20 protein-coding genes and 1 other RNA gene are annotated in these 18,719 nt (G+C 72.9%); 11 read left to right on the forward strand and 10 right to left on the reverse strand.

Features of this window, described 5'->3' with window-relative positions; translation table 11 throughout:
* Positions 1-26: 26 nt before the first annotated feature.
* Positions 27-494 (reverse strand): hemerythrin domain-containing protein, encoded by a 468-nt coding sequence (locus tag IF00_RS0124995; protein ID WP_030321622.1) that lies wholly within the window; start codon positions 492-494, stop codon positions 27-29.
* Between the two features lie 73 nt (positions 495-567).
* A complete protein-coding gene (locus IF00_RS0125000; RefSeq protein ID WP_030321623.1) occupies positions 568-1,857 on the reverse strand; it encodes a Bcr/CflA family multidrug efflux MFS transporter in 1,290 nt (429 codons plus the stop codon).
* A gap of 101 nt (positions 1,858-1,958) precedes the next feature.
* Between IF00_RS0125000 and IF00_RS0125005 the strand changes: the two genes are divergently transcribed.
* Positions 1,959-2,963, forward strand: coding sequence for a Gfo/Idh/MocA family protein (locus IF00_RS0125005; RefSeq protein WP_051820616.1), 1,005 nt, complete (start codon positions 1,959-1,961; stop codon positions 2,961-2,963).
* A 54-nt stretch (positions 2,964-3,017) separates the two neighbouring features.
* Here IF00_RS0125005 and IF00_RS0125010 read toward each other — a convergent pair whose 3' ends face one another.
* A complete protein-coding gene (locus IF00_RS0125010; protein ID WP_030321627.1) occupies positions 3,018-4,658 on the reverse strand; it encodes an alkaline phosphatase D family protein in 1,641 nt (546 codons plus the stop codon).
* A 102-nt stretch (positions 4,659-4,760) separates the two neighbouring features.
* On the opposite strand from IF00_RS0125010, the gene IF00_RS0125015 reads away from it, so the two are divergent.
* Positions 4,761-5,537 carry an SDR family oxidoreductase gene (locus tag IF00_RS0125015; protein ID WP_051820608.1) on the forward strand — a complete coding sequence of 259 codons (777 nt, stop codon included), beginning with the start codon at positions 4,761-4,763 and terminating at the stop codon, positions 5,535-5,537.
* A 92-nt stretch (positions 5,538-5,629) separates the two neighbouring features.
* On the opposite strand, the gene IF00_RS0125020 is transcribed toward IF00_RS0125015, so the two are convergent.
* Positions 5,630-5,953 carry a nuclear transport factor 2-like protein gene (locus IF00_RS0125020; RefSeq protein WP_030321631.1) on the reverse strand — a complete coding sequence of 108 codons (324 nt, stop codon included), beginning with the start codon at positions 5,951-5,953 and terminating at the stop codon, positions 5,630-5,632.
* A 283-nt stretch (positions 5,954-6,236) separates the two neighbouring features.
* On the opposite strand from IF00_RS0125020, the gene IF00_RS0125025 reads away from it, so the two are divergent.
* Positions 6,237-6,683, forward strand: a complete 447-nt coding sequence (locus IF00_RS0125025; RefSeq protein ID WP_030321633.1) for an RICIN domain-containing protein — start codon at positions 6,237-6,239, stop codon at positions 6,681-6,683.
* Positions 6,684-6,743: 60 nt separating this feature from the next.
* Here IF00_RS0125025 and IF00_RS0125030 read toward each other — a convergent pair whose 3' ends face one another.
* Positions 6,744-7,460, reverse strand: a complete 717-nt coding sequence (locus IF00_RS0125030; protein WP_030321634.1) for a response regulator transcription factor — start codon at positions 7,458-7,460, stop codon at positions 6,744-6,746.
* Positions 7,457-8,773 carry a sensor histidine kinase gene (locus IF00_RS0125035; protein WP_037639058.1) on the reverse strand — a complete coding sequence of 439 codons (1,317 nt, stop codon included), beginning with the start codon at positions 8,771-8,773 and terminating at the stop codon, positions 7,457-7,459. The genes IF00_RS0125030 and IF00_RS0125035 overlap by 4 nt, the downstream gene beginning before the upstream one ends.
* A gap of 143 nt (positions 8,774-8,916) precedes the next feature.
* On the opposite strand from IF00_RS0125035, the gene IF00_RS0125040 reads away from it, so the two are divergent.
* Positions 8,917-10,092 carry a serine hydrolase domain-containing protein gene (locus IF00_RS0125040; protein WP_030321636.1) on the forward strand — a complete coding sequence of 392 codons (1,176 nt, stop codon included), beginning with the start codon at positions 8,917-8,919 and terminating at the stop codon, positions 10,090-10,092.
* A gap of 111 nt (positions 10,093-10,203) precedes the next feature.
* Here IF00_RS0125040 and IF00_RS0125045 read toward each other — a convergent pair whose 3' ends face one another.
* Positions 10,204-10,665 carry a VOC family protein gene (locus IF00_RS0125045; protein ID WP_030321638.1) on the reverse strand — a complete coding sequence of 154 codons (462 nt, stop codon included), beginning with the start codon at positions 10,663-10,665 and terminating at the stop codon, positions 10,204-10,206.
* A 90-nt stretch (positions 10,666-10,755) separates the two neighbouring features.
* Here IF00_RS0125045 and IF00_RS0125050 point away from each other — a divergent pair, with 90 nt between their 5' ends.
* The 4 genes from IF00_RS0125050 (at position 10,756) to IF00_RS0125065 (ending at position 13,313) form a co-directional block, all read left to right on the forward strand.
* Positions 10,756-11,742: a helix-turn-helix transcriptional regulator gene (locus tag IF00_RS0125050; RefSeq protein ID WP_030321640.1), complete on the forward strand. Its 987-nt coding sequence runs from the start codon at positions 10,756-10,758 to the stop codon at positions 11,740-11,742.
* 9 nt (positions 11,743-11,751) lie between these two features.
* On the forward strand, positions 11,752-12,309 hold the full coding sequence (locus IF00_RS0125055; RefSeq protein ID WP_037639032.1) for an SMI1/KNR4 family protein: 558 nt from the start codon (positions 11,752-11,754) through the stop codon (positions 12,307-12,309).
* Between the two features lie 10 nt (positions 12,310-12,319).
* Complete coding sequence (locus IF00_RS0125060) at positions 12,320-12,703, forward strand: VOC family protein (RefSeq protein ID WP_030321644.1); 384 nt, start codon at positions 12,320-12,322, stop codon at positions 12,701-12,703.
* 91 nt (positions 12,704-12,794) lie between these two features.
* Positions 12,795-13,313 carry a DUF1203 domain-containing protein gene (locus tag IF00_RS0125065; protein WP_030321646.1) on the forward strand — a complete coding sequence of 173 codons (519 nt, stop codon included), beginning with the start codon at positions 12,795-12,797 and terminating at the stop codon, positions 13,311-13,313.
* 25 nt (positions 13,314-13,338) lie between these two features.
* Here the strand turns inward: IF00_RS0125065 and IF00_RS0125070 are convergent, their stop codons facing one another.
* Positions 13,339-14,298, reverse strand: a complete 960-nt coding sequence (locus tag IF00_RS0125070; protein WP_030321647.1) for an SMP-30/gluconolactonase/LRE family protein — start codon at positions 14,296-14,298, stop codon at positions 13,339-13,341.
* A 108-nt stretch (positions 14,299-14,406) separates the two neighbouring features.
* Here IF00_RS0125070 and IF00_RS0125075 point away from each other — a divergent pair, with 108 nt between their 5' ends.
* Positions 14,407-14,856, forward strand: a complete 450-nt coding sequence (locus IF00_RS0125075) for an Lrp/AsnC family transcriptional regulator (protein ID WP_030321649.1) — start codon at positions 14,407-14,409, stop codon at positions 14,854-14,856.
* 58 nt (positions 14,857-14,914) lie between these two features.
* Here IF00_RS0125075 and rnpB read toward each other — a convergent pair.
* Positions 14,915-15,313, reverse strand: an RNA gene (rnpB, locus tag IF00_RS42825) — RNase P RNA component class A.
* Positions 15,314-15,510: 197 nt separating this feature from the next.
* Between rnpB and IF00_RS0125080 the strand changes: the two genes are divergently transcribed.
* Together IF00_RS0125080 and IF00_RS0125085 are read left to right on the forward strand one after the other, a co-directional pair.
* Complete coding sequence (locus tag IF00_RS0125080) at positions 15,511-16,272, forward strand: MerR family transcriptional regulator (RefSeq protein WP_030321651.1); 762 nt, start codon at positions 15,511-15,513, stop codon at positions 16,270-16,272.
* Positions 16,269-17,177 (forward strand): hypothetical protein, encoded by a 909-nt coding sequence (locus IF00_RS0125085; protein WP_388304627.1) that lies wholly within the window; start codon positions 16,269-16,271, stop codon positions 17,175-17,177. The genes IF00_RS0125080 and IF00_RS0125085 overlap by 4 nt, the downstream gene beginning before the upstream one ends.
* On the opposite strand, the gene IF00_RS0125090 is transcribed toward IF00_RS0125085, so the two are convergent.
* The gene (locus IF00_RS0125090; RefSeq protein ID WP_030321657.1) at positions 17,122-18,564 is read right to left on the reverse strand and encodes an RNB domain-containing ribonuclease; all 1,443 of its coding nucleotides are present in this window, start codon (positions 18,562-18,564) and stop codon (positions 17,122-17,124) included. The two genes, IF00_RS0125085 and IF00_RS0125090, sit on opposite strands and share 56 nt — an antisense overlap.
* Positions 18,565-18,719: the final 155 nt, after the last annotated feature.

Here is an 18,719-nt window from a genome sequence, read left to right on the forward strand (position 1 = left end):
GGGCACCACACCGGCCCGCCGTCGGGTCAGCCCGGCAGCGGGTCCCGGGAGTGGACCGTCCGCCACGCGTCGATGGACCGGTCCCACTGCTCACCCGTGAGTTCGGTCAGGGAGGCGGGGAACAGGCCGTCCTCCTCCTTGGCGATGTGCGTGTGGAGCTCGTCGACGGCGCGGACGAACGCCGCGCGCTGCTCGGCCGAGTCGAGGTCGAGTCCGTCCAGGAAGGCGGCGAGCCCCCGGTGTTCCAGGGCGAGGGCGTCGACGTACGCCGTGTACTCCTCGTTCTCCCGCATGACCGCGAACAGCCCCCGCTCCTCCCCCGCCCAGTGGGCCCGGAGTTCGACGGCCATCCGCGCGGCCGGCGTCCGGGCCCGGTCACGGTCGCCGCTGCCGAGCGCCCGCACGGCGTCCCCCGCGAGGTCGGTGACCGATTCGTGCTCGGCGATGAACTCCTTGATCAGCGGGATCTCGCGGCACCCGCAGTAGTGGCACATCCCCGGCCCTCCCGTCCGTCCCGGAGATCGTGACACCGCCGGCCACGGAACGGCCGGCGGCACACCGGCGGAGCTAGATCCCCGGGGCGGCCTTGGCCTTCTGCCACGGCCTGCACAGGCCGAGGAAGCAGGTCAGGGCCAGGACGGCGCAGGTCAGCTGGACGACCGCCATCGGGACGGCGGTGTGTTCGCCGGCGATGCCGACGAGCGGCGAGGCGACGGCGCCGACGAGGAACGACGTCGTACCGAGGAGCGCGGACGCGGAGCCGGCGGCGTGCGGGGTGCGCATCAGGGCCTGGGCGTTGGTGTTCGGCATCGCGAGGCCCATCGCCGACATCAGGACGAAGAGTCCGGCCGCGACCGGCACGAGCCCGACCTCCCCGAAGACGCCGCTGGTCATGAGGAGCAGCGCGAGGGAGGAGACGAGGATGGTCCCGAGGCCCCAGGCGAGTGCCTTGTCGAGGCTGACGCGGCCGACGAGCAGCTTGCCGTTGATCTGGCCGACGGCGACGAGGCCGATCGAGTTGAGGCCGAAGAGCAGGCTGAAGGTCTGCGGCGAGGCCCCGTAGATCTCCTGGACGACGAACGGCGAGGCCGAGATGTACGCGAAGAGGGCGGCGAAGGCGAGGCCGCCGGTCAGCATGTACCCGGCGAAGACGCGGTCGGCGAGCAGCCCCTTCATGGTGCGCAGGGCCTGGCCGACCCCGCCCTCGTGCCGGCGCTCGGGGGGCAGGGTCTCGGCGAGGAAGCGCCAGACGACGAGGGTGAGGAGGATGCCGATGACGGTGAGGACGTAGAAGACGCCCCGCCAGTCGGTGATCCGCAGGATCTGGCCGCCGATGAGCGGCGCGATGATCGGGGCGACGCCGGAGATCAGCATCAGGGTGGAGAAGAACCGGGCCATCTCCACGCCGTCGTACAGGTCGCGGACGACCGCGCGGGCGATGACGATGCCGGCGGCGCCGGCGAGGCCCTGGAGCAGCCGGAAGCCGATGAGCGTCTCGGCGGTGGGGGCGAGTGCGCAGACGGCGGTGGCGAGGACGTACACGATCATGCCGATGAGCAGCGGGCGGCGGCGGCCCCACTTGTCGCTCATGGGGCCGACGACGAGCTGGCCGAGGGCCATGCCGGCGAGGCAGGCGGTGAGGGTGAGCTGAACGGTGGCGGCGGGGGCGTTCAGTGCGCCGGTGACCTCGGGCAGGGCCGGGAGGTACATGTCCATGGAGAGCGGGGGCAGTGCGGTGAGCCCGCCGAGGACGAGGGTGACGAGCAGCCCGGTGCGCCGGGCGGCCGCGTTGCCGATCGACTCGGGAGCTCTTTCGGTTATGTGCCCTTGTGTTGTTTTCTGGCCGCTCTCCGGCATCGACCGCTCCATTTCGTTGAATCCTTGCCTATGCTCTCAGCTCGACCGGCATGGTCGAGACCTCTGCGGGACCGGTGGGACATATGGGATGGGTGGGGAACATGGGTGAGACGGTGCGCTGGGGAATCCTGGCGACGGGCGGCATAGCGGAACGGTTCACCACGGACCTGCTGACGCTCGACGGTGCGGAGGTCGTCGCGGTGGCGTCCCGCACGGAGGCGTCCGCGAAGGCCTTCGCGGACCGGTTCGGCATCCCGCGGGCGTACGGCGAGTGGGCCGGGCTCTTCGCCGACGAGGACGTCGACGTGGTGTACGTGGCGACCCCGCACCACGCGCACCGGGAGGCGGCCGGCCTTGCCCTGGAGGCGGGCAGGGCGGTGCTCTGCGAGAAGGCTCTCACGCTCAACGCCCGCGAGGCAGAGGAACTCGTCACCCTGTCCCGGGACCGTGGCCTCTTCCTGATGGAGGCCATGTGGATGTACTGCAACCCGCTGATCCGGCGCCTCGCGGAACTGGTCCGCGACGGGGCGATCGGCGAGATCAGGACCGTACAGGCGGACTTCGGACTCGCCGGCCCGTTCCCGGCGGACCACCGACTGCGGAACCCGGCGGTGGGCGGCGGGGCGCTGCTCGACCTGGGTGTGTACCCGGTGTCGTTCGCGCAGCTGCTCCTCGGCGAGCCGGACACGGTCCACGCGCACGCGCTGCTCTCGCCGGAGGGCGTCGACCTGAACACCGGCATGCTGCTCGGCTGGTCGGACTCGGGGGCGTCGGCCCTGCTGTCCTGCTCGCTCGACGCGGACACCCCGCTGACGGCCTCGGTGACGGGCTCGCTGGGCCGGATCGACATCCCGCGCGGCTTCTTCTTCCCGGAACGCTTCACCCTGCACCGCAACGGCCACGAGCCGGAGGAGATCACGTCGTCGGACGATCCCCACTCCCTCCGGCACGAGGCCGCCGAGGTCATGCGCTGCCTGCGGGCGGGCGCGACGGAGTCCCCGCTCGTCCCCCTCGACGGCTCGCTCGCGGTGATGCGGACGCTCGATGCGGTACGGGACCGCATCGGCGTCCGCTACCCCCAGGAAGCGGTGGCCACGCCGGCGTGAGACCCGGGGTGATGCCGGCGCGAGACCCGGGGTCGTGCCGGCCGGGACCCGAGGTCACGCCGGCGTGAGACCCGGGTCGCCCGCCTCCGTGACGAAGGAGGCGGCCGTGGTGACGGGAGCGCCCTGGGTCGTCACGTACGGCACCGTACGGAAGTCGGCCCGGGCCGTCTCCTCGCCGAGCGCGACCGTCACATAGCCGCGCCGACCGTTGAAGAACCTCAGGTGCGGGTTGGCCTGCATCAGCTTGTCGTAGTTCGACGGCCGGTCGGCGCCGTCCTTGCCGCTGCTGATCGAGGTGGCGACGATCTCCGTGCCCACGGTCCGGGAGGCCGGGTCGCGGAAGTCGGCCTTGATGTCGAGGCCGTAGCCGACGTGGACGTCCCCGGTGAGCACCATCAGGTTCTCGACCCCGGCGGCCTCGGCACCGGCGAGGAGCCGCTGCCGGGAGGCGGGGTAGCCGTCCCAGGAGTCCATGGAGAGCTTGAAGTCGGCGCCGGCACGGTCGCGGCGCTCCGCGAACACGACCTGCTGCGGCAGGACGTTCCAGCGGGAGCGGGACTCCCGCCAGCCGTCGAGCAGCCACCGCTCCTGCGCGGCTCCGGTCATCGTCCGCGCCGGGTTCTCGGACTCCGGGCCCGGGACCTGCCAGCCGTCGCCGTACGCCTGGTCGGAGCGGTACTGGCGGGTGTCGAGGATGTCGAACTGGGCGAGCCGCCCGAAGCGCAGCCGGCGGTAGAGCCGCATGTCGGGCCCCTGGGGCCGCTGGGACGTGCGGAGCGGCTGGTGCTCCCAGTAGGCGCGGTAGGCGGCGGCACGGCGGAGCAGGAACTCCTCCGGCGGGACGCTGTTCTCGGGTGTGCCGCCCGCGTAGTTGTTCTCGGTCTCGTGGTCGTCCCAGGTGACGACGAAGGGGTGGGCGGCGTGCGCGGCGCGCAGGTCGGGGTCCGACTTGTAGAGCCCGTACCGGAGCCGGTAGTCGTCCAGGGTGAGGGTCTCGCGGTCGAAGACGGCCGGGAGGGTCCGGTCGGTGTAGGCGCGGGCGCCGCCGGTGGCGTTCACCGCGTACTCGTAGAGGTAGTCGCCGAGGTGGAAGACGACGTCGACGTCCTCCCGCGCGAGGTGGCGGTAGGCCGTGAAGTACCCGTCGTGGTACGCCTGGCAGGAGACGGCGGCAAGCTTCAGACCGGCGTTCCGGGCCCAGGGGGCGGGTGCGGTGCGGGTCCGGCCGACGGGGCTGGTCCAGTCGCCGACGCGGAAGCGGTAGAAGAACTCCCGGTCGGATTCGAGGTGCTCGACCTCGACGTGCACCGCGTGCGAGAACTCCGGGTGTGCGGTGGCCCGGCCGCGGCGCACGGTCCGGGTGAAGCGCTCGTCGCGGGCGAGCTCCCAGTGCACCGAGACCCTCTCGGCGGGCAGTCCGCCGCCGGGCTCGAAGGGGCGGGGCGCGAGCCGGGTCCACAGCAGGACCGAGCCGGGCAGCGGGTCACCGGACGCCACGCCGAGGGTGAACGGTTCCTCGGACACACGCCGCCCGTCGAGCTCGGCCGCGGCCGCGGAACCGGCGACCGGGAGCTGCGTGGCGAAGGCGAGCGCGGCGGCGGCCCCGGTGGCGGTGAGGAACCGGCGGCGCCCCAAGTGGCGTGCGGCGGCGCGGAGTTCCTCGGAATGCTCGTGAACGTCCTGTACGCGGTTCATGTGCCCCTCCCCAGACGGATGCTGTCCGTCCGTCATTCGAGGGGGGCGGGACGACCTCACGTTGTCGGGTACAGAACATCCACGTGTCGGGACCATGAGTTCATGGGGCACGCGTCTCGCGTACGCTGCGCGCCCATGAGCATCGCAGTGGTGACGGGAGCGGGATCGGGCATCGGCCGGAGTGTGGCCCTCGCCCTGGCGGCGGCAGGCTGGTCGGTGGCCCTGGCGGGACGGCGGGCCGACGCCCTCGACGAGACGGCGGCGGCCGCGCCGGCCGGGGACTTCCTGACCGTCCCCACGGACGTCACCTCGGCGGACGAGGTGACGGCCCTCTTCGCGGCGGTACGCGACCGCTACGGCCGCGTCGACCTGCTCTTCAACAACGCCGGGACGTTCGCGGGCGGCGGTGTCCCCGTCGAGGACCTGGACCCGGACACCTGGCGCGCGGTGGTCGACGTCAACCTGACGGGCGCGTTCCTGTGCGCCCAGGCGGCCTTCCGGACGATGAAGGAGCAGTCACCGCAGGGCGGCCGGATCATCAACAACGGCTCGATCTCGGCCCACGTGCCGCGCCCGCACTCGATCGCGTACACGGCGACGAAGCACGCGATGACGGGCCTGACGAAGTCCCTGTCGCTCGACGGACGCCCGTACCGGATCGCCTGCGGTCAGCTCGACATCGGCAACGCGGCGACGGAGATGACCGCCCGCATGCAGACCGGCATCCTCCAGGCCAACGGCGAACTGGCGGCGGAACCGGTGATGGACGCGGCGGACGTGGCGGCGACGGTGGTGCACATGGCGGCACTGCCGCTGGAGGCGAACGTGCAGTTCGCGACGGTGATGGCGACGACGATGCCGTACATCGGGCGGGGCTGACGCCCGGTGCCGCACGTCGGCCGGGAGCGACTCCCGATGCCGTACGTCGGCCGGGGAAGCTCCTCCCCCGGCCGACGTCAGCGGCAGCGGCGCTACGCCTGCCCGGTCTCGAAGCGGGAGATCTTCCCGCCGTCGACGGTGAACAGCCACTTGGTGCGCATCGAGCCCCAGGTGTCGTTGCGGTAGTCGGCCACGAGACCGCGCCCGCCGTCCGACTCGGACACGACGTCCATGTGCCCGCGCGAGCCGAACACCTCCCGGTCGAGCCACTCCCGGAGATCACGCTCGGAGCCGTCGTCGGACATCGTCGCGTCGGGGGTCAGGGCCTCGAACAGGGCCGTCTGGTCGTTGGCGTTGAGGGCCGCGACGAACGCGCGCACGGCCGGATCGCTGAGCTGGTCCACAGGAATGGTCATGCCCTACCCGTACACCTCGCGGGGCCCCGGGCGCGTGCCGCACGCCGAAGGGACCCGGCAGGCTGCCCCGGATGACCGACACCGGCCGGGGCGGGCGGGCATCGGGCCCCAGCCGGTCCCGAGCCTGCTCCACGGCGCGCGGAACCTGCCCCTCCCTGACGACTTCTCAGCGCCACACAGCCTATGACCTGCGTGGTCGCTGGCACCGGGCACGGCCGTACGGGCACGCTCCGCCGTAACCGCCGCACGCGGCCCACTCAACCCACTCAGCCCAGGAGGAGCGATGTCGAACGCCGGCAAGGTCGTCAAGCTGTACGCGAAGGGGGCCCCGGTCGGGGTCGAGGACGGAGCCGTCGTCGGCTTCCTCGTCGACCCGACCCGCGCCGGGGAGTGGCTGATCACCCGGGACGCCGAGGGCTTCCGGTTCACCGCCAAGGGGACCGAGGAGACCATCACCGCGGAGGGCACCGAGCGCGCGCCCGTCGTCGCCCGCCCCGACGAATCCCCCGCGTCCGTCTGGCGCCTCCAGCGCGTCGAGGACGACGGCGGCACCCTCGCGCTCACCACCCTCACCTCGCTCGCGGACCTCCGGGACGGCACGTACGTGATCGACCAGAACGGCCTTGCCCTCGGCCGCGACCTGTTCGAGGACCGCTCCCCGCTCCCCAAGCGCATCTTCGTCCGTACGGACGACCGGGACCCGCAGTGGCGGATCGAGGTCCTCGCCTGACCGTTCGCCCGTCGCCTGCCCCGTCCGGGACCCGGGTGGGGCAGGCGTTCGTGTCCCCCGTCAGCCGGTGAAGCCCGGCACCACGAGGCCGGACTCGTACGCGATGACCACCGCGTGGGTCCGGTTCTGCGCGCCGAGCTTGGTCAGGACGTTCCCGACGTGCGTCTTGACCGTCTCCAGGCTCACGGTGAGGGACTCCGCGATCTCCGGGTTGGACCGGCCGGTGGCCATCATCCGCAGCACCTCTTCCTCCCGCACCGTCAGCGCCGCCTTGGGCAGCGCCTCCGCGGAGTCCAGCGGACGTGCGGCGACCATCCGGCGCAGGGCCGCGGGGAAGAGGATCGCCTCGCCCGCCGCCACCACCCGAACGGCCTCGGCGATCTGCCGGACCGGAAGCCGCTTGAGCACGAACCCGCCGGCACCGGCGCTGAGGGCGGCGGTGACGTAGTCGTCGTTCTCGAAGGTGGTGATCACCACGACCTTCGGCGGCGTCTGGGAAGGTCTCCCGTCCCCCGACCCCGCGGACGCGTCCGGCTCCGCGAGGAGGAGGCGGGTCGCCTCGATCCCGTTGCGGCGGGGCATCCGTACGTCCATCAGGACCACGTCCGGCCGCAGCAGCCGCGCCCGCTCGACCACCTCGACGCCGTCGGCGGCCTCCCCGACCACCTCGATCCCCGGCTGTGCCGCGAGCAGGGTGCGCAGACCGGTGCGGGTCACCTCGTCGTCGTCCGCGATCAGGAGCGTCGTCGCGGTCTCGATGGCGCCGGAGTCGGTCATGCAGCCCACCGTACGGGCAGCCTGACCGCCAGTCGCCAGCGCCTCGGCCCGTCCGGGCCGGCGTCCATCTCGCCGTGCAGGAGTCGTACGCGCTCCGCGAGGCCGGGCAGCCCGTGCCCGGAGGTCGGGAAGGCCCGCGGGCGGCCCGTACGCGCAGCGGCCCCGGTCTCGTTGACCACGTCCAGCTCCAGCGCGTCCGGCCCGGCCGCCACCCGTACCGTGATCGGACCGCCGGAGCCGTGCCGGACGGCGTTGGTCAGCCCCTCCTGGACGATCCGGTACGCGGCCCGGGAGAGCGTCCCCCGCACCCGCGTCGGATCCCCCGACCGCTCCCACTCCACCACCGCGCCCGTGTGCCGCACCCGTTCGAGCAGCTCGGGCAGATCGGCCAGGGTGCGGGTGGGCGCGGTCCCGACGGGACCGGCGGTCCCGGACGTCTCGCCCTCGCGCAGGACGCCGAGGACGTAGTCCAGGTCCTCCAGCGCGGCCCGGGCGGACTCCTCGATGCTGCGCAGGGCGGCCCGCGCCGCCGCCGGGTCGGTGGACATCAGCTCGTCCGCCACGGCGGCCTGGATCGTGGTCGTCGTCAGCGTGTGCCCGATGGAGTCGTGCAACTCGTGCGCGAGCCGGTTGCGTTCGGCCAGCCGCAGCTCCCGCTCGGCCGCGAGGGCGAGCCGCTCGGCCGTCGACGGCCCGAGGAGCCGGGGAGCCGACCACCGCAGGGCACGGGTCACGAGGACGCAGACGACCGCGGCGAGCAGCAGACAGCCGAGCGCCACGGCCCAGCTCTGCCAGCCGCCCGACACCCGTGCGGACCGGCCGAACAGGCTCAGCGCCAGCTCGGCGCGGAGCCAGCCCCCCGGAAGGGCCAGGGCCAGGAAGAGCAGCAGCCCGCTCGCGAGCGCGCCCGTCCAGCCGAGGGTGACGTGCAGCAGCAGCCAGAGGGGAGTCCGCCAGCGGTCGGCGGCGGGGGACGCGGACGGTGCGGCGGGGACAGCCGTGGCCGGCGCGGTGTCGGGCGACGTCGCGGGCGGGCGTACCGCCGATGGCTCGGGCAGCACCACCTGCAACAGTCGGCGGGCGGCCAGGATCAGCACCCGCCGCGTGGTGCGGGCCAGGCCGACCAGGGCGATCAGCACGGCCCAGACGACCAGCACCACGACGAACAGGACGCCCTCGGGGGCGGATCGCCACGCCAGCGCCGGAAGCAGCGCGAAGGACAGCAGGGGGAGGCTCGCAAGGGCGGCCGAGTAGGCGAACAGCGCGCCCGTGTACGTGGAGCGGCGCAGCAGCGGCCGGAGTGCCTTGATCATCATCGGCCAGTATGAACGGGCGGCTCGTGGCCGGCCTCCCCCGATCGGGGGAGCACATTCTCCCGCGTTTCCGCGATGCGCCCGGAGGGCCCCGGAAAACATGATCGTGTCCTGCCCGATCGACGGAAGGACAGCCGATGAACATGCGAGCGACGAAGACGAGGACGTCGAGGTTCCGCCTCTCCCGACCGCAGAAGGGACTCCGGCGCGGAGGCGCGGCGGCCGCGGCGGCGGTGGTCGCAGCGGTGATGACGGCGGGCGCGCTCGCGCCTCCCGCGGCGGTCGCCGCGACGCGGCCGGACGCCGTGCAGCAGGGCCTGAACGCCCTGGTGCGCGGGGGCCAGCCGGCGGCGCTGGCGAGCGTCGAGGACGGCAGGGGTCACGCCCGTACGTACACCGCCGGGGTCGGAGACCTGGCCACGGGCGCGAAGGTGCCCAGGGACGGCCAGGTGCGGATCGGCAGCAACACGAAGACGTTCACGGCGGTGGTCGTGCTGCAGCTGGTCGGCGAGGGGAAGGTCGACCTGGAGGAGAAGGTCGACACGTACCTGCCGGGGCTGGTACGGGGGAAGGGACTCGACGGAGGGAGGATCACCGTCCGTCAGCTGCTGCAGCACACGAGCGGAATTCCCGATTACGGGGCGGACATCAGCGACGAGGAGATGCTGCACCGGTACTTCGAGCCCCGTGATCTCGTCGACGTGGCGCTCAAGCACGAGGCCGGGTTCCCGCCGGGGAAGAAGTGGAGTTACAGCAACACGAACTACGTGCTGGCGGGCCTGATCGTCCAGAAGATCACGGGGCGCCCGTTGGCCGAGGAGATCGATCGGCGCGTGGTCAGGAGGATCGGGCTGCGGCACACGTATTTCCCCGCGCAGGGAGACAGGACCATCAGGGAGGCCCACCCGAAGGGCTACCACCGGCTGAAGGCGGGCGAGCCGCTGCGCGACTTCACACGGATCGACCCGTCGGCGGGCTGGGCGGCGGGCCAGATGATCTCGACGAACTCGGACCTGAACCGTTTCTTCGCCGAGCTGCTCGGCGGGGATCGCCTGCTGCGCAAGGAGCAGCGCGACCAGATGCGGACGACGGTCCCGATCGAAGGAACCGGGTTCCACTACGGGTTGGGACTCATGAAGAGGCCGCTGTCGTGCGGAGGCTTCTACTGGGGCCACGGCGGCGACATCGCGGGCTACGAGACAAGGGGCGGGATCACGGACGCCGGCAGGGCGGCGAACGTGGCGGTGACGAGCATCCCGACGGAGCAGGAGGCCGTGAAGGGCGTTCAGGAGGTCGTGGATACGGCTCTGTGCGGCTGAGCAGCGGGGGCGGGAGGGGCAGGGGGCCCTGGGGTCTCCGGGGCGGGGGTTCGGAGCGGGCTTCCGGTGCGGCCGCCCTCCTTCCACCACCCGCCCGTCACCCCGCCCCGCTCAGTCCAGGCAGAACTCGTTCCCCTCCGGGTCCGCCATCACGATCCACCCGTCACTCATCGGCGGCGCCGGCTCGAAGCGGCGCAGCCGCTTCCCTCCCAGCGCCACCACTCGTGCGCATTCGGCCTCCAGTGCCGCCATCCGCTCCTCCCCCTCCAGCCCCGGCGCCGTCCTGACATCGAGGTGGACCCGGTTCTTCGCCACCTTGCCCTCCGGCACCTGCTGGAAGAACACCCGGGGCCCCCGTCCGTCCGGGTCCTCCAGGGCCGATCGCGTGTTGCGCTCCTCCTCCGGCACTCCCAGCTTCGCCAGGAACTCGTCCCACGCGGCCATCGGGTCCGCCCCCTCCGGCAGTTCGACTCCCGGCGGGCCCGGATGGACGTAACCCAGCACGTCACGCCAGAAGGTCGACAGCGCCCCCGGGTCGTGCGCGTCGAACGTGACCTGGAATCGGCGGCTCATCGTGCTGCTCCCTTCCTCGCGGTGTGATGGATCCACCCTGACACCGAAGGCGGACAGGATCGGTCCGCCACCTCTGGCAGGCTGGGCCACATGGACGAGCGGCGGACCACCGAGCGGGTACTCACCCTCCTCGGGCTGCTGCAGCAGCGCCGGGCCTGGTCCGGCCCCGAGCTCGCCGACCGGCTCGGCGTCACGGCACGCACGGTGCGGCGCGACGTCGAGCGGCTGCGCACGCTCGGCTATCCGGTCCACGCCGCCCTGGGAGTGGGCGGCGGCTACCGGCTGGGCCGGGGGCAGGATCTGCCACCCCTCCTCCTCGACGACGAGGAGGCGATCGCGACGGCGGTCTCCCTGCTCGCCGGCGCGGCCGCCGGCTCCGGCGACGCCGCCCTCCGGGCGCTGACCAAGCTGGACCAGGTGCTGCCGACCCGGCTGCGGCACGAGGTGCGCACCCTGTCGGGCTCGGTCGAGTTCTTCGGCGCGGGCCGCACACCGGTCGACCCCGAGGTCCTCATCACATTGGCCGGAGCCTGCCGCGACGAGGTCGAGGCGGGCTTCGACTATCCCTCCGGGGGCACTCCACGGCCGCGCCGGGTCGAGCCCCATCGTCTGGTCGCCTCCGACCGGCGCTGGTACCTCCTCGCGTACGACCTCGACCGGGACGACTGGCGCACCTTCCGCGTGGACAGGATGACGGCGGTGGCGGCCCGGACGTGGCGCTTCCGCCCCCGCCCGGCACCCGACGCGGCGCAGTACGTCCAGGAGGGCGTGACGAGCCGGGTCTACGCCCACCGGGCGCGCTTCCTCGTCCACGCACCGGCGGACACGGTCCGCGCGCAGGTCCCGTCCTCGGCGGCGGTCGTGAGCGAGCGGGGCGAGGACCGCTGCGAGGTCGTCAGCGGCGCGGCGAGCCTCGACCGCGTGCTCATGCACGTGCTTCTCCTGGGGCACGAGTTCGAGCTGCTCGATCCCCCGGAGCTCCAAGCTCGTTGCCTGGCTCTGGCGGAGAAGCTCCGGTCGGTCGCCGTCTCGGCGGCGGCCCCACCGCGACCGGGTGACGAGCGGGCGGAGGCGTAGGGTCATGCCATGACCGGCTGGGACGGGACCGAGGTGCGGGCCCGGATACGGGAGATGGCGGCGCGGGACCCTGAGCGGGCGCGTTTCGGGGCGGACACGCATCGGTACGAGCTGCGTCCCGCGCTCCCCGGCGCGGAGATCGGCGCGTTCGAGGAGGAGCACGGCATCCGGCTCCCCGCGGACTACCGCGCCTTCGTGGCGGAGGTGGGCGACGGTCCCGCCGGACCGGCCCACGGGCTGTTGCCGTTGGCGACTCCCCGCCCGGAGGCGGGGGAAGACTGGGCCGTGGACGGCGAGTGGGAGGAGGACCGGCTGCCGGGCCGGCTCGCGACGCCGTTCCCCCTCACCGACCCCCGTCCCGGCGCGATCGGCGTCCTCGTGGCGGAGGAATTGACTCCGGGCACGCTCACGCTGGCGGAAGAGGGCTGCGGCATGTACGTCCGGCTGATCGTGACGGGACCGCACGCGGGCGAGGTCTGGTGGCTGGACCCGGACTGGGGCGGCTTCGTCCCCGCGTACCCCGACTTCCGGACCTGGTACACCCGTTGGCTGGGCACGGCTGCCTAGACTGACGGCCATGGCATGCCGCATCAGTGAACTGGTCATCGACTGCGCCGATCCCGACCGGCTCGCCGCGTTCTGGAGCGAGGTCCTGGGCTACGTCGAGCTCGGCCGCGAGAGCGACGGAAGCATCGAGATCGGGCCGCCCGGCGCCGGCTTCGGCGGCCCGCAGCCCACCCTCGTCCTCAGCCCCAGCAGTGACCCGCGCGCCGGGAAACTCCCGCTCCACATCGACGTCAATCCCACCGACCGCGACCAGGACGCCGAGCTGGAGCGGCTGTTGGCGCTCGGCGCGAGGCGGGCGGACGTCGGTCAGACCGGCGCCGAGAACTGGCACGTGCTCGTCGACCCGGAGGGCAACGAGTTCTGTCTCCTGCGCCGCCGGCTCCAGCCGCTCTGAGCCCCCGCGTCGATCCCGGCCGGTGTCCCGCCCGCACCTCCGCGTCCGAATTGCGCCAGCGGCCGCGTCCCCGCCGCGCGACCCTGGCGGTATGAGCACCCAGACCACCACCACGACCGCCTACGACGCCCGCGCCATCGCGCCCTCCGCCCTCGCCGAGCTGCGCGTCACCGACGACGCGGGCCGCGCCTGCGTCCCGTACTCCGCCGGCGAGGGCGGCGACCCGCTCCGCTGCTGTCTGCGTCTCTCCGTCCCGGGCGAGCGGATCGCGCTCGTCTCGTACGCGCCGCTGCGGCGCTGGGCGGCCGGGACGGGGGCCGAGCCGGGCGCCTACGACGAGCAGGGCCCCGTCTTCGTCCACGCCGAGGAGTGCGGCGGCCCCGCACCCTCGGAGACGTACCCCTTCGCCCGTGCGGAAGCGCTCCGGACCGTGCGTCGCTACGACGCGGCGGGCCGCATCGTCGGGGGCCGGCTCCTGGAGATCCCGGAGGCGACGTCCGAGGGCTTCGACCGGGCCTTCGCCGAAGCCTTCGCCGACCCGGCCGTGGCACTGGTCCACGTCCGGGCGGTCGAGTACGGCTGCTTCCACTTCGAGGTCCGTCGCCCCTGAACGGCACGCACCCCGCAGGCCCGGTTCAGCGGGACCGCGGCGCCGGCCAGGGCCTGCGCCCGGGTCCGGTCGGGTGCGTGCCCGTGACGGCCATGACGACCGAGTAGAGGCTGGTCTCGGCGGCGATGAAGAGCCGGTTGCGCTTGGCTCCGCCCCAGGCGATGTTGGCGACCGCCTCGGGGACGTTCAGCCGTCCGATCAGGGTGCCGTCGGGGTCGTAGCAGTGCACGCCGTCGTCCATCGCGGCCGCCCAGAGCCGACCGCCGTCGTCGAAGCGGAGGTTGTCGAAGCGGGCGGCCCCGCGGGCCGCGGCCTCGGCGAATATGTCGCCGTCCGACAGCGTCCCGTCCTCGCGCACGTCGAAGACCCGGATGAAGCCCGCCCGGGTGTCGGAGACGAAGAGCTGCCGCTCGTCGGCCGAGAAGACGAGGCCGTTGGGGGCGGCGAAGCAGTCGGCGACCAGCCGTACTTCGCCCGTGGCGGGATCGATGCGGTAGACGTTGTTGGCGCCGATCTCGCTCTCCGCGCGGTAGCCCTCGTAGTCGCTGGTGATGCCGAAGTCCGGGTCGGAGAACCAGATGGAGCCGTCGGACTTCACCGCCGCGTCGTTGGGGCTGTTCAGACGCTTGCCCTTCCAGCGGTCGGCGAGGACGGTGATCGTGCCGTCGTGTTCGGTGCGGGTGACCCGGCGGTTGCCCTGCTCACAGGTGATCAGACGGCCCTCGTGGTCGAGGGTGTTGCCGTTGGTGTGCCCGGCGGTGCGGCGGAAGACGCTGACGCCGCCGGTCTCCTCGTCCCAGCGCAGCATCCGGTCGTTGGGGATGTCGCTCCAGACCAGCTGCTTCCAGGCGGGGAGGTAGATCGGCCCTTCGGCCCAGCGGCACCCCGTGTACAGGACCTCCAGGCCGTCGTCGCCGTTCATGCAGCGGCCGGTACGGAACCGGTCGTCGAACATCTCGTACAGTGCGGGGCGCTCGCTGGTCATGCGGGTTCCTTCCCGTCCACACAGGTGCCGTTCAGGATGCTGTACGGCTCGACGGGAAGATTGCCGAATGAGATACGGTCTTCGCAAGATCAAGCCGAACGGAGAGTTGTGGATCACATCGATCGCACCCTGCTGACTCACCTCCAGCAGGACGCCGCCCAGTCCTATGCCGCACTGGGCCAGGCCGTGGGCCTCTCGGCCGGAGCGGCCCACGAGCGCGTACGGAAGCTGAGGGAGCGCGGTGCGATCCGCCGCACCACCGTCGAGGTGGACCCGGCGGCGGTGGGCGGTGCCGTCCTGGCGTACGTGATGGTCGACTCGGTCTCGTGGATGGGCGATTCGGCAGAGGCCTTCGCCGCGCTCCCCGAGGTCCTGGAGGCGCACGTCATCGCCGGCAGCGCCTCGGTGCTCGTGAAGGTCAGGACGGCGACCACGGAGCAGCTGCAGGACGTGCTGCGCCGCATCTACGCGATCGACGGGGTCAGCGGAACGCAGGCCACGGTCGTCCTCGAGACCTTCTTCGAGCGGCCGGTCTCCCCGGAGCTCGGCGCCGGGTGAACGAGAAGGGCCCCGCCCGGGCTTGTCGCCCGGACGGGGCCCTCCCCACGTGGGCCGACAGACGAGTCGGGCTGTACGCCGGGTTCTGTCCCCCGGGACCTCGCGGTCGTCGGGGCGACGGCCATCCATCTAGGACCGGCGTTGCCACCGGCCTCCTGCGGTCTACCCGCGGACTCGGGCGAGCAGCCCTCGAACATCCGCGCAGAGACACCGAGGTGTCCCCTCTTGACCTTGCTCCGAGTGGGGTTTACCTAGCCGCCTGAGTCACCTCAGGCGCTGGTGGTCTCTTACACCACCGTTTCACCCTTACCGAGGACCGAAGCCCTTGGCGGTCTGTTTTCTGTGGCACTGTCCCGCGGGTCACCCCGGGTGGCCGTTAGCCACCACCCTGCTCTGTGGAGCCCGGACGTTCCTCGGGAAGATCCGAGGATCTCCACGCGGCCGCCCGCCCGGCTCGTCTGCCGTGCCGACCATGCTACCCGCCGATCAGGAGGGCGACGGACCCGGAGGAACGCGGCCGTCTCCAGGTCGCGGCCGAAGGGGGCGGGGAACGGGAGGGGCTGGCCGAACGGCACGGCATGCCCCGGAAGCGATCCCGAAGGTGCGGCGGAGCGTGCTTGACCTTGTCGCAGCGTCAGGGTTTCTACTGGGGCCATGCGTATCGGCGAGATCGCCGCCCTGGTCGGGGTCACCCCCCGCGCCGTGCGGCACTACCACCAGTCGGGCCTGCTGCCCGAGCCCGCGCGGCGGGCCAACGGGTACCGGGAGTACGGCGTCCGGGACGCCGTCCTGCTCGCCCGTGTCCGGCGGCTCACCGAGCTGGGTCTCGGACTCGACGAAGTACGGGGGGTGCTCGCCGACGACGAGGGGCGCGGGCTCGTCGAGGTGCTGGAGGAGCTCGCGGAGGACCTGGCCCGCCAGGAGTCGGAGATCCGGGCGCGCCGGGAGCGGCTGTCCGCCCTCCTCGACGAGGCCCGGGCCGGGCGGATGCCCGCCGACGGGCCGCTTTCGCCGGAGCTCACCTCGCTGCTCGCCGGCCTGGGCGAGCTGCCCGAGTCCCCGATGGCGGCGAAGGACCGGCAGATCCTGGCCCTGATGGACGTCGTGGTGCCCGAGGAGGAGCGGGCCCGGCTGATGGGTCTGATGGAGGGCGCGGCGGAGCACGCGCACGAGGTGTACCCGCTGCTCGACGCGCTGTCCGGGGCGGAGGCGGACGATCCCCGGGTCGCCGAGGCCGCGCGGGTGCTCGCCGCCTGCCTGCCGGACGAGCTGGGAGTGCACATGCCGTCCGGGGCGCCGGACGAGGCCGGCACCTCCCTCGCGGACGCCCTCTTCGCGGATCTCGCCCCCGCGCAGTCCGCAGCCGTCCACCTGGCGATGCGCCTGGTCCGGGAACGACGGGAGCAGAACCGATGACCGGAGCGGAGCCGATGACGGGAGCCACGCCGATGACCGGAGCGGGGTCTGTGGCGGGTGGGAGGAGTGCGGGCCTGCGTCTTCTCCGGCTCGTCGCCTATGTGACGCTCCCCGCCGAGGTCGTCCTCGCCGTCCTTCTCGTCGGCGGGGTCCGGATACCCGCCGCCGTGTGGGCCGGCGCCGAGCTCCTCGTCGTCACGCTCGTCGTCGCCGAGGGCCTCTCGTACCTGCGACTACGCCGTCGGGGGCTCTCCCGGCGGGAGGCCGTCGCCGAGCTCGTACCCGAGGCCGTGCTGCGGATCATGGGGCACGAGCTGCGGATCATGGCGAGTCTGGGGCGGTGGGTGGCACGGCGCCCGCACGGGGTCGGGGGTGTCGACGGCGTGTTCCCGCACGCGCGGGACCAGGCGGCGCTCATGTACGGCTTCGCGTTCGTGTGCGTGGTCGAGAGCGTCGGCATGTCGTATCTGCTCGCCGGCCGGCCCGTCGTCCACGCGATCGTCCTCGTCCTGGACGTGTACACCGTGCTGTTCGTCCTCGGCCTGCACGCCGCCGCCGTGACCCGCCCGCACACCCTCGCCGGGGGCGTCCTGCGGCTCCGCCAGGCCGCGCACGTCGACGTGTCCGTGCCCCTCGACCGGATCGCGTCCGTCCGTCACGAGCCGGTGTTCTCGCACGAGAAGGCCGAGGGCGAGCTGAACCTCGCCGTCGGCTCGCAGACCTCCCTGACCGTCGAACTGACCGAACCGGTCGACGCGCCCCGGTTCTTCGGCGCGCCCCGGCCCGTACGGCTGATCCGCTTCCACGCCGACGACGCGCGCGCCCTGTACCGCGAGCTCGGTCCGGCCGTCACGCGGGCGCGAACAGCACCTTCGCCCTCCCCGGGTCCGCCTCCGCGAGTCTGACCCGCAGCCACTCCCCCAGCGGCAGGCGGGATCCGCCGCCCTCGATGCGGGCGACGACCGCCGGGTCGTCCAGGTGGACGGTGCCGACGGCCGGTTCGCGTTCCTTCACGTCGATCACGTACGCGTCGAAGATCTCGCCGACCCGTTCCCGCAGCAGCGCCGCCTCGACGATGTCGACGCTCTCGCGCTCCACGGTGTTGGCGCGGCGCGAGCCGTCGGCCATCTCGTCGGGGAGGGCGGGCAGGGCGGCCCGTACCCATTCGGGCGGTTCGTCGCCCGCCACCGCCGCGACGCACAGCTCGCCCGCGTACCGGTCGACGAGGCGGCGCAGGGGCGCGGTGCAGTGGGTGTACTCGTCGGCGACGGCCGCGTGCACGGCGGGGGTGGGGATGTGGCCGTCGGTGAAGACGGTGTATCCGGCGCCCCGGAGCAGGGTGGTGCACTCCTGGAGGAAGGCGGCGTGGCGCGGGTTCGTGGGGTCGGCGGCCCTGACGACGTCGGCGTACGAGACGTGGTGCGGCCAGTCGACGCCGAGAGCCTGCGCGGAGCGGCGCAGGCGGGCGACGGCGCCGTCGGGGGCGGTGGGGAGCGTGCGCAGGATGCCGGTGCCGGCGGCGGTCATGAGGTCGGCGGCGGCCATGCCGGTGAGCAGGGAGATCTGGGCGTTCCAGCCGTCGGCGGGGAGCGGGGCGCGGTAGCCGAGGGAGTAGGTGTGGTCCTGCTCGACGATCTCCTGTTCGGGGACGTTGAGGGAGATCCCGCCGCGTTCGGATTCGAGGGCTTCGCGGAGGCGTCCGATGTCCCGGAGGAGGGCCACCGGCTCCTCTGCCGTGCCCGTGTCGATCTGCTTCTGCACGGTCGCGTAGTCGAGTTTGGCGCGGCTGCGGACGAGGGCGCGGCGGACGTCGGTGGCGACGCGGCGGCCTTGGGCGTCGAGGTCGATGCGCCAGAGGAGGGCGGGGCGGGGTTCGCCGGGGAGGAGGCTCGCGGCGCCCTCGGAGAGGACGGTGGGGTGGAGGGGGACCTTGCCGTCGGGGAAGTAGAGGGTGAGGACGCGCCGGTGGGCCTCGGTGTCGAGCGCGGAGCCGGGGGTGACGAAGGCGGCGACGTCGGCGATGGCGTAGTGGACGCGGTAGCCGCCGTCGGACCTGCGGGCCAGGTGCATGGCCTGGTCGAGGTCGGTGGAGGTCGGCGGGTCGACGGTGAAGAAGGGCAGGTCGGTGGCGTCGTACGCGGGGAGCCGGGGGTTCTTCGCGGCGGCCTCGGCCTCGGCGAGGACGGCGGGCGGGAAGTCCTCGGGGATCGCGAGCTCGGCACGGAGTGCGCGCAGGGCGGCCCGCAGCGGAGCCTCGGCTGCGCCGGTCACGTGAATGTGGCGGCGGGGCATGGACCGAGCGTATGGGGAGGGGAGGGGTGCGGCACCTCGTGCGGAGGGGAGCCGGGGCCGTCCTCGGGTGTGGCCGCCGCGTCTGTCCGTACGGGACAGGGCGGCGTACCTCGTACGCTGGGCTCCTGGGGCCGCACCCCCATTCCCCGTACGGA

It is taken from the genome of Streptomyces flavochromogenes, from assembly GCF_000717595.1.
Lineage (GTDB): Bacteria > Actinomycetota > Actinomycetes > Streptomycetales > Streptomycetaceae > Streptomyces > Streptomyces flavochromogenes.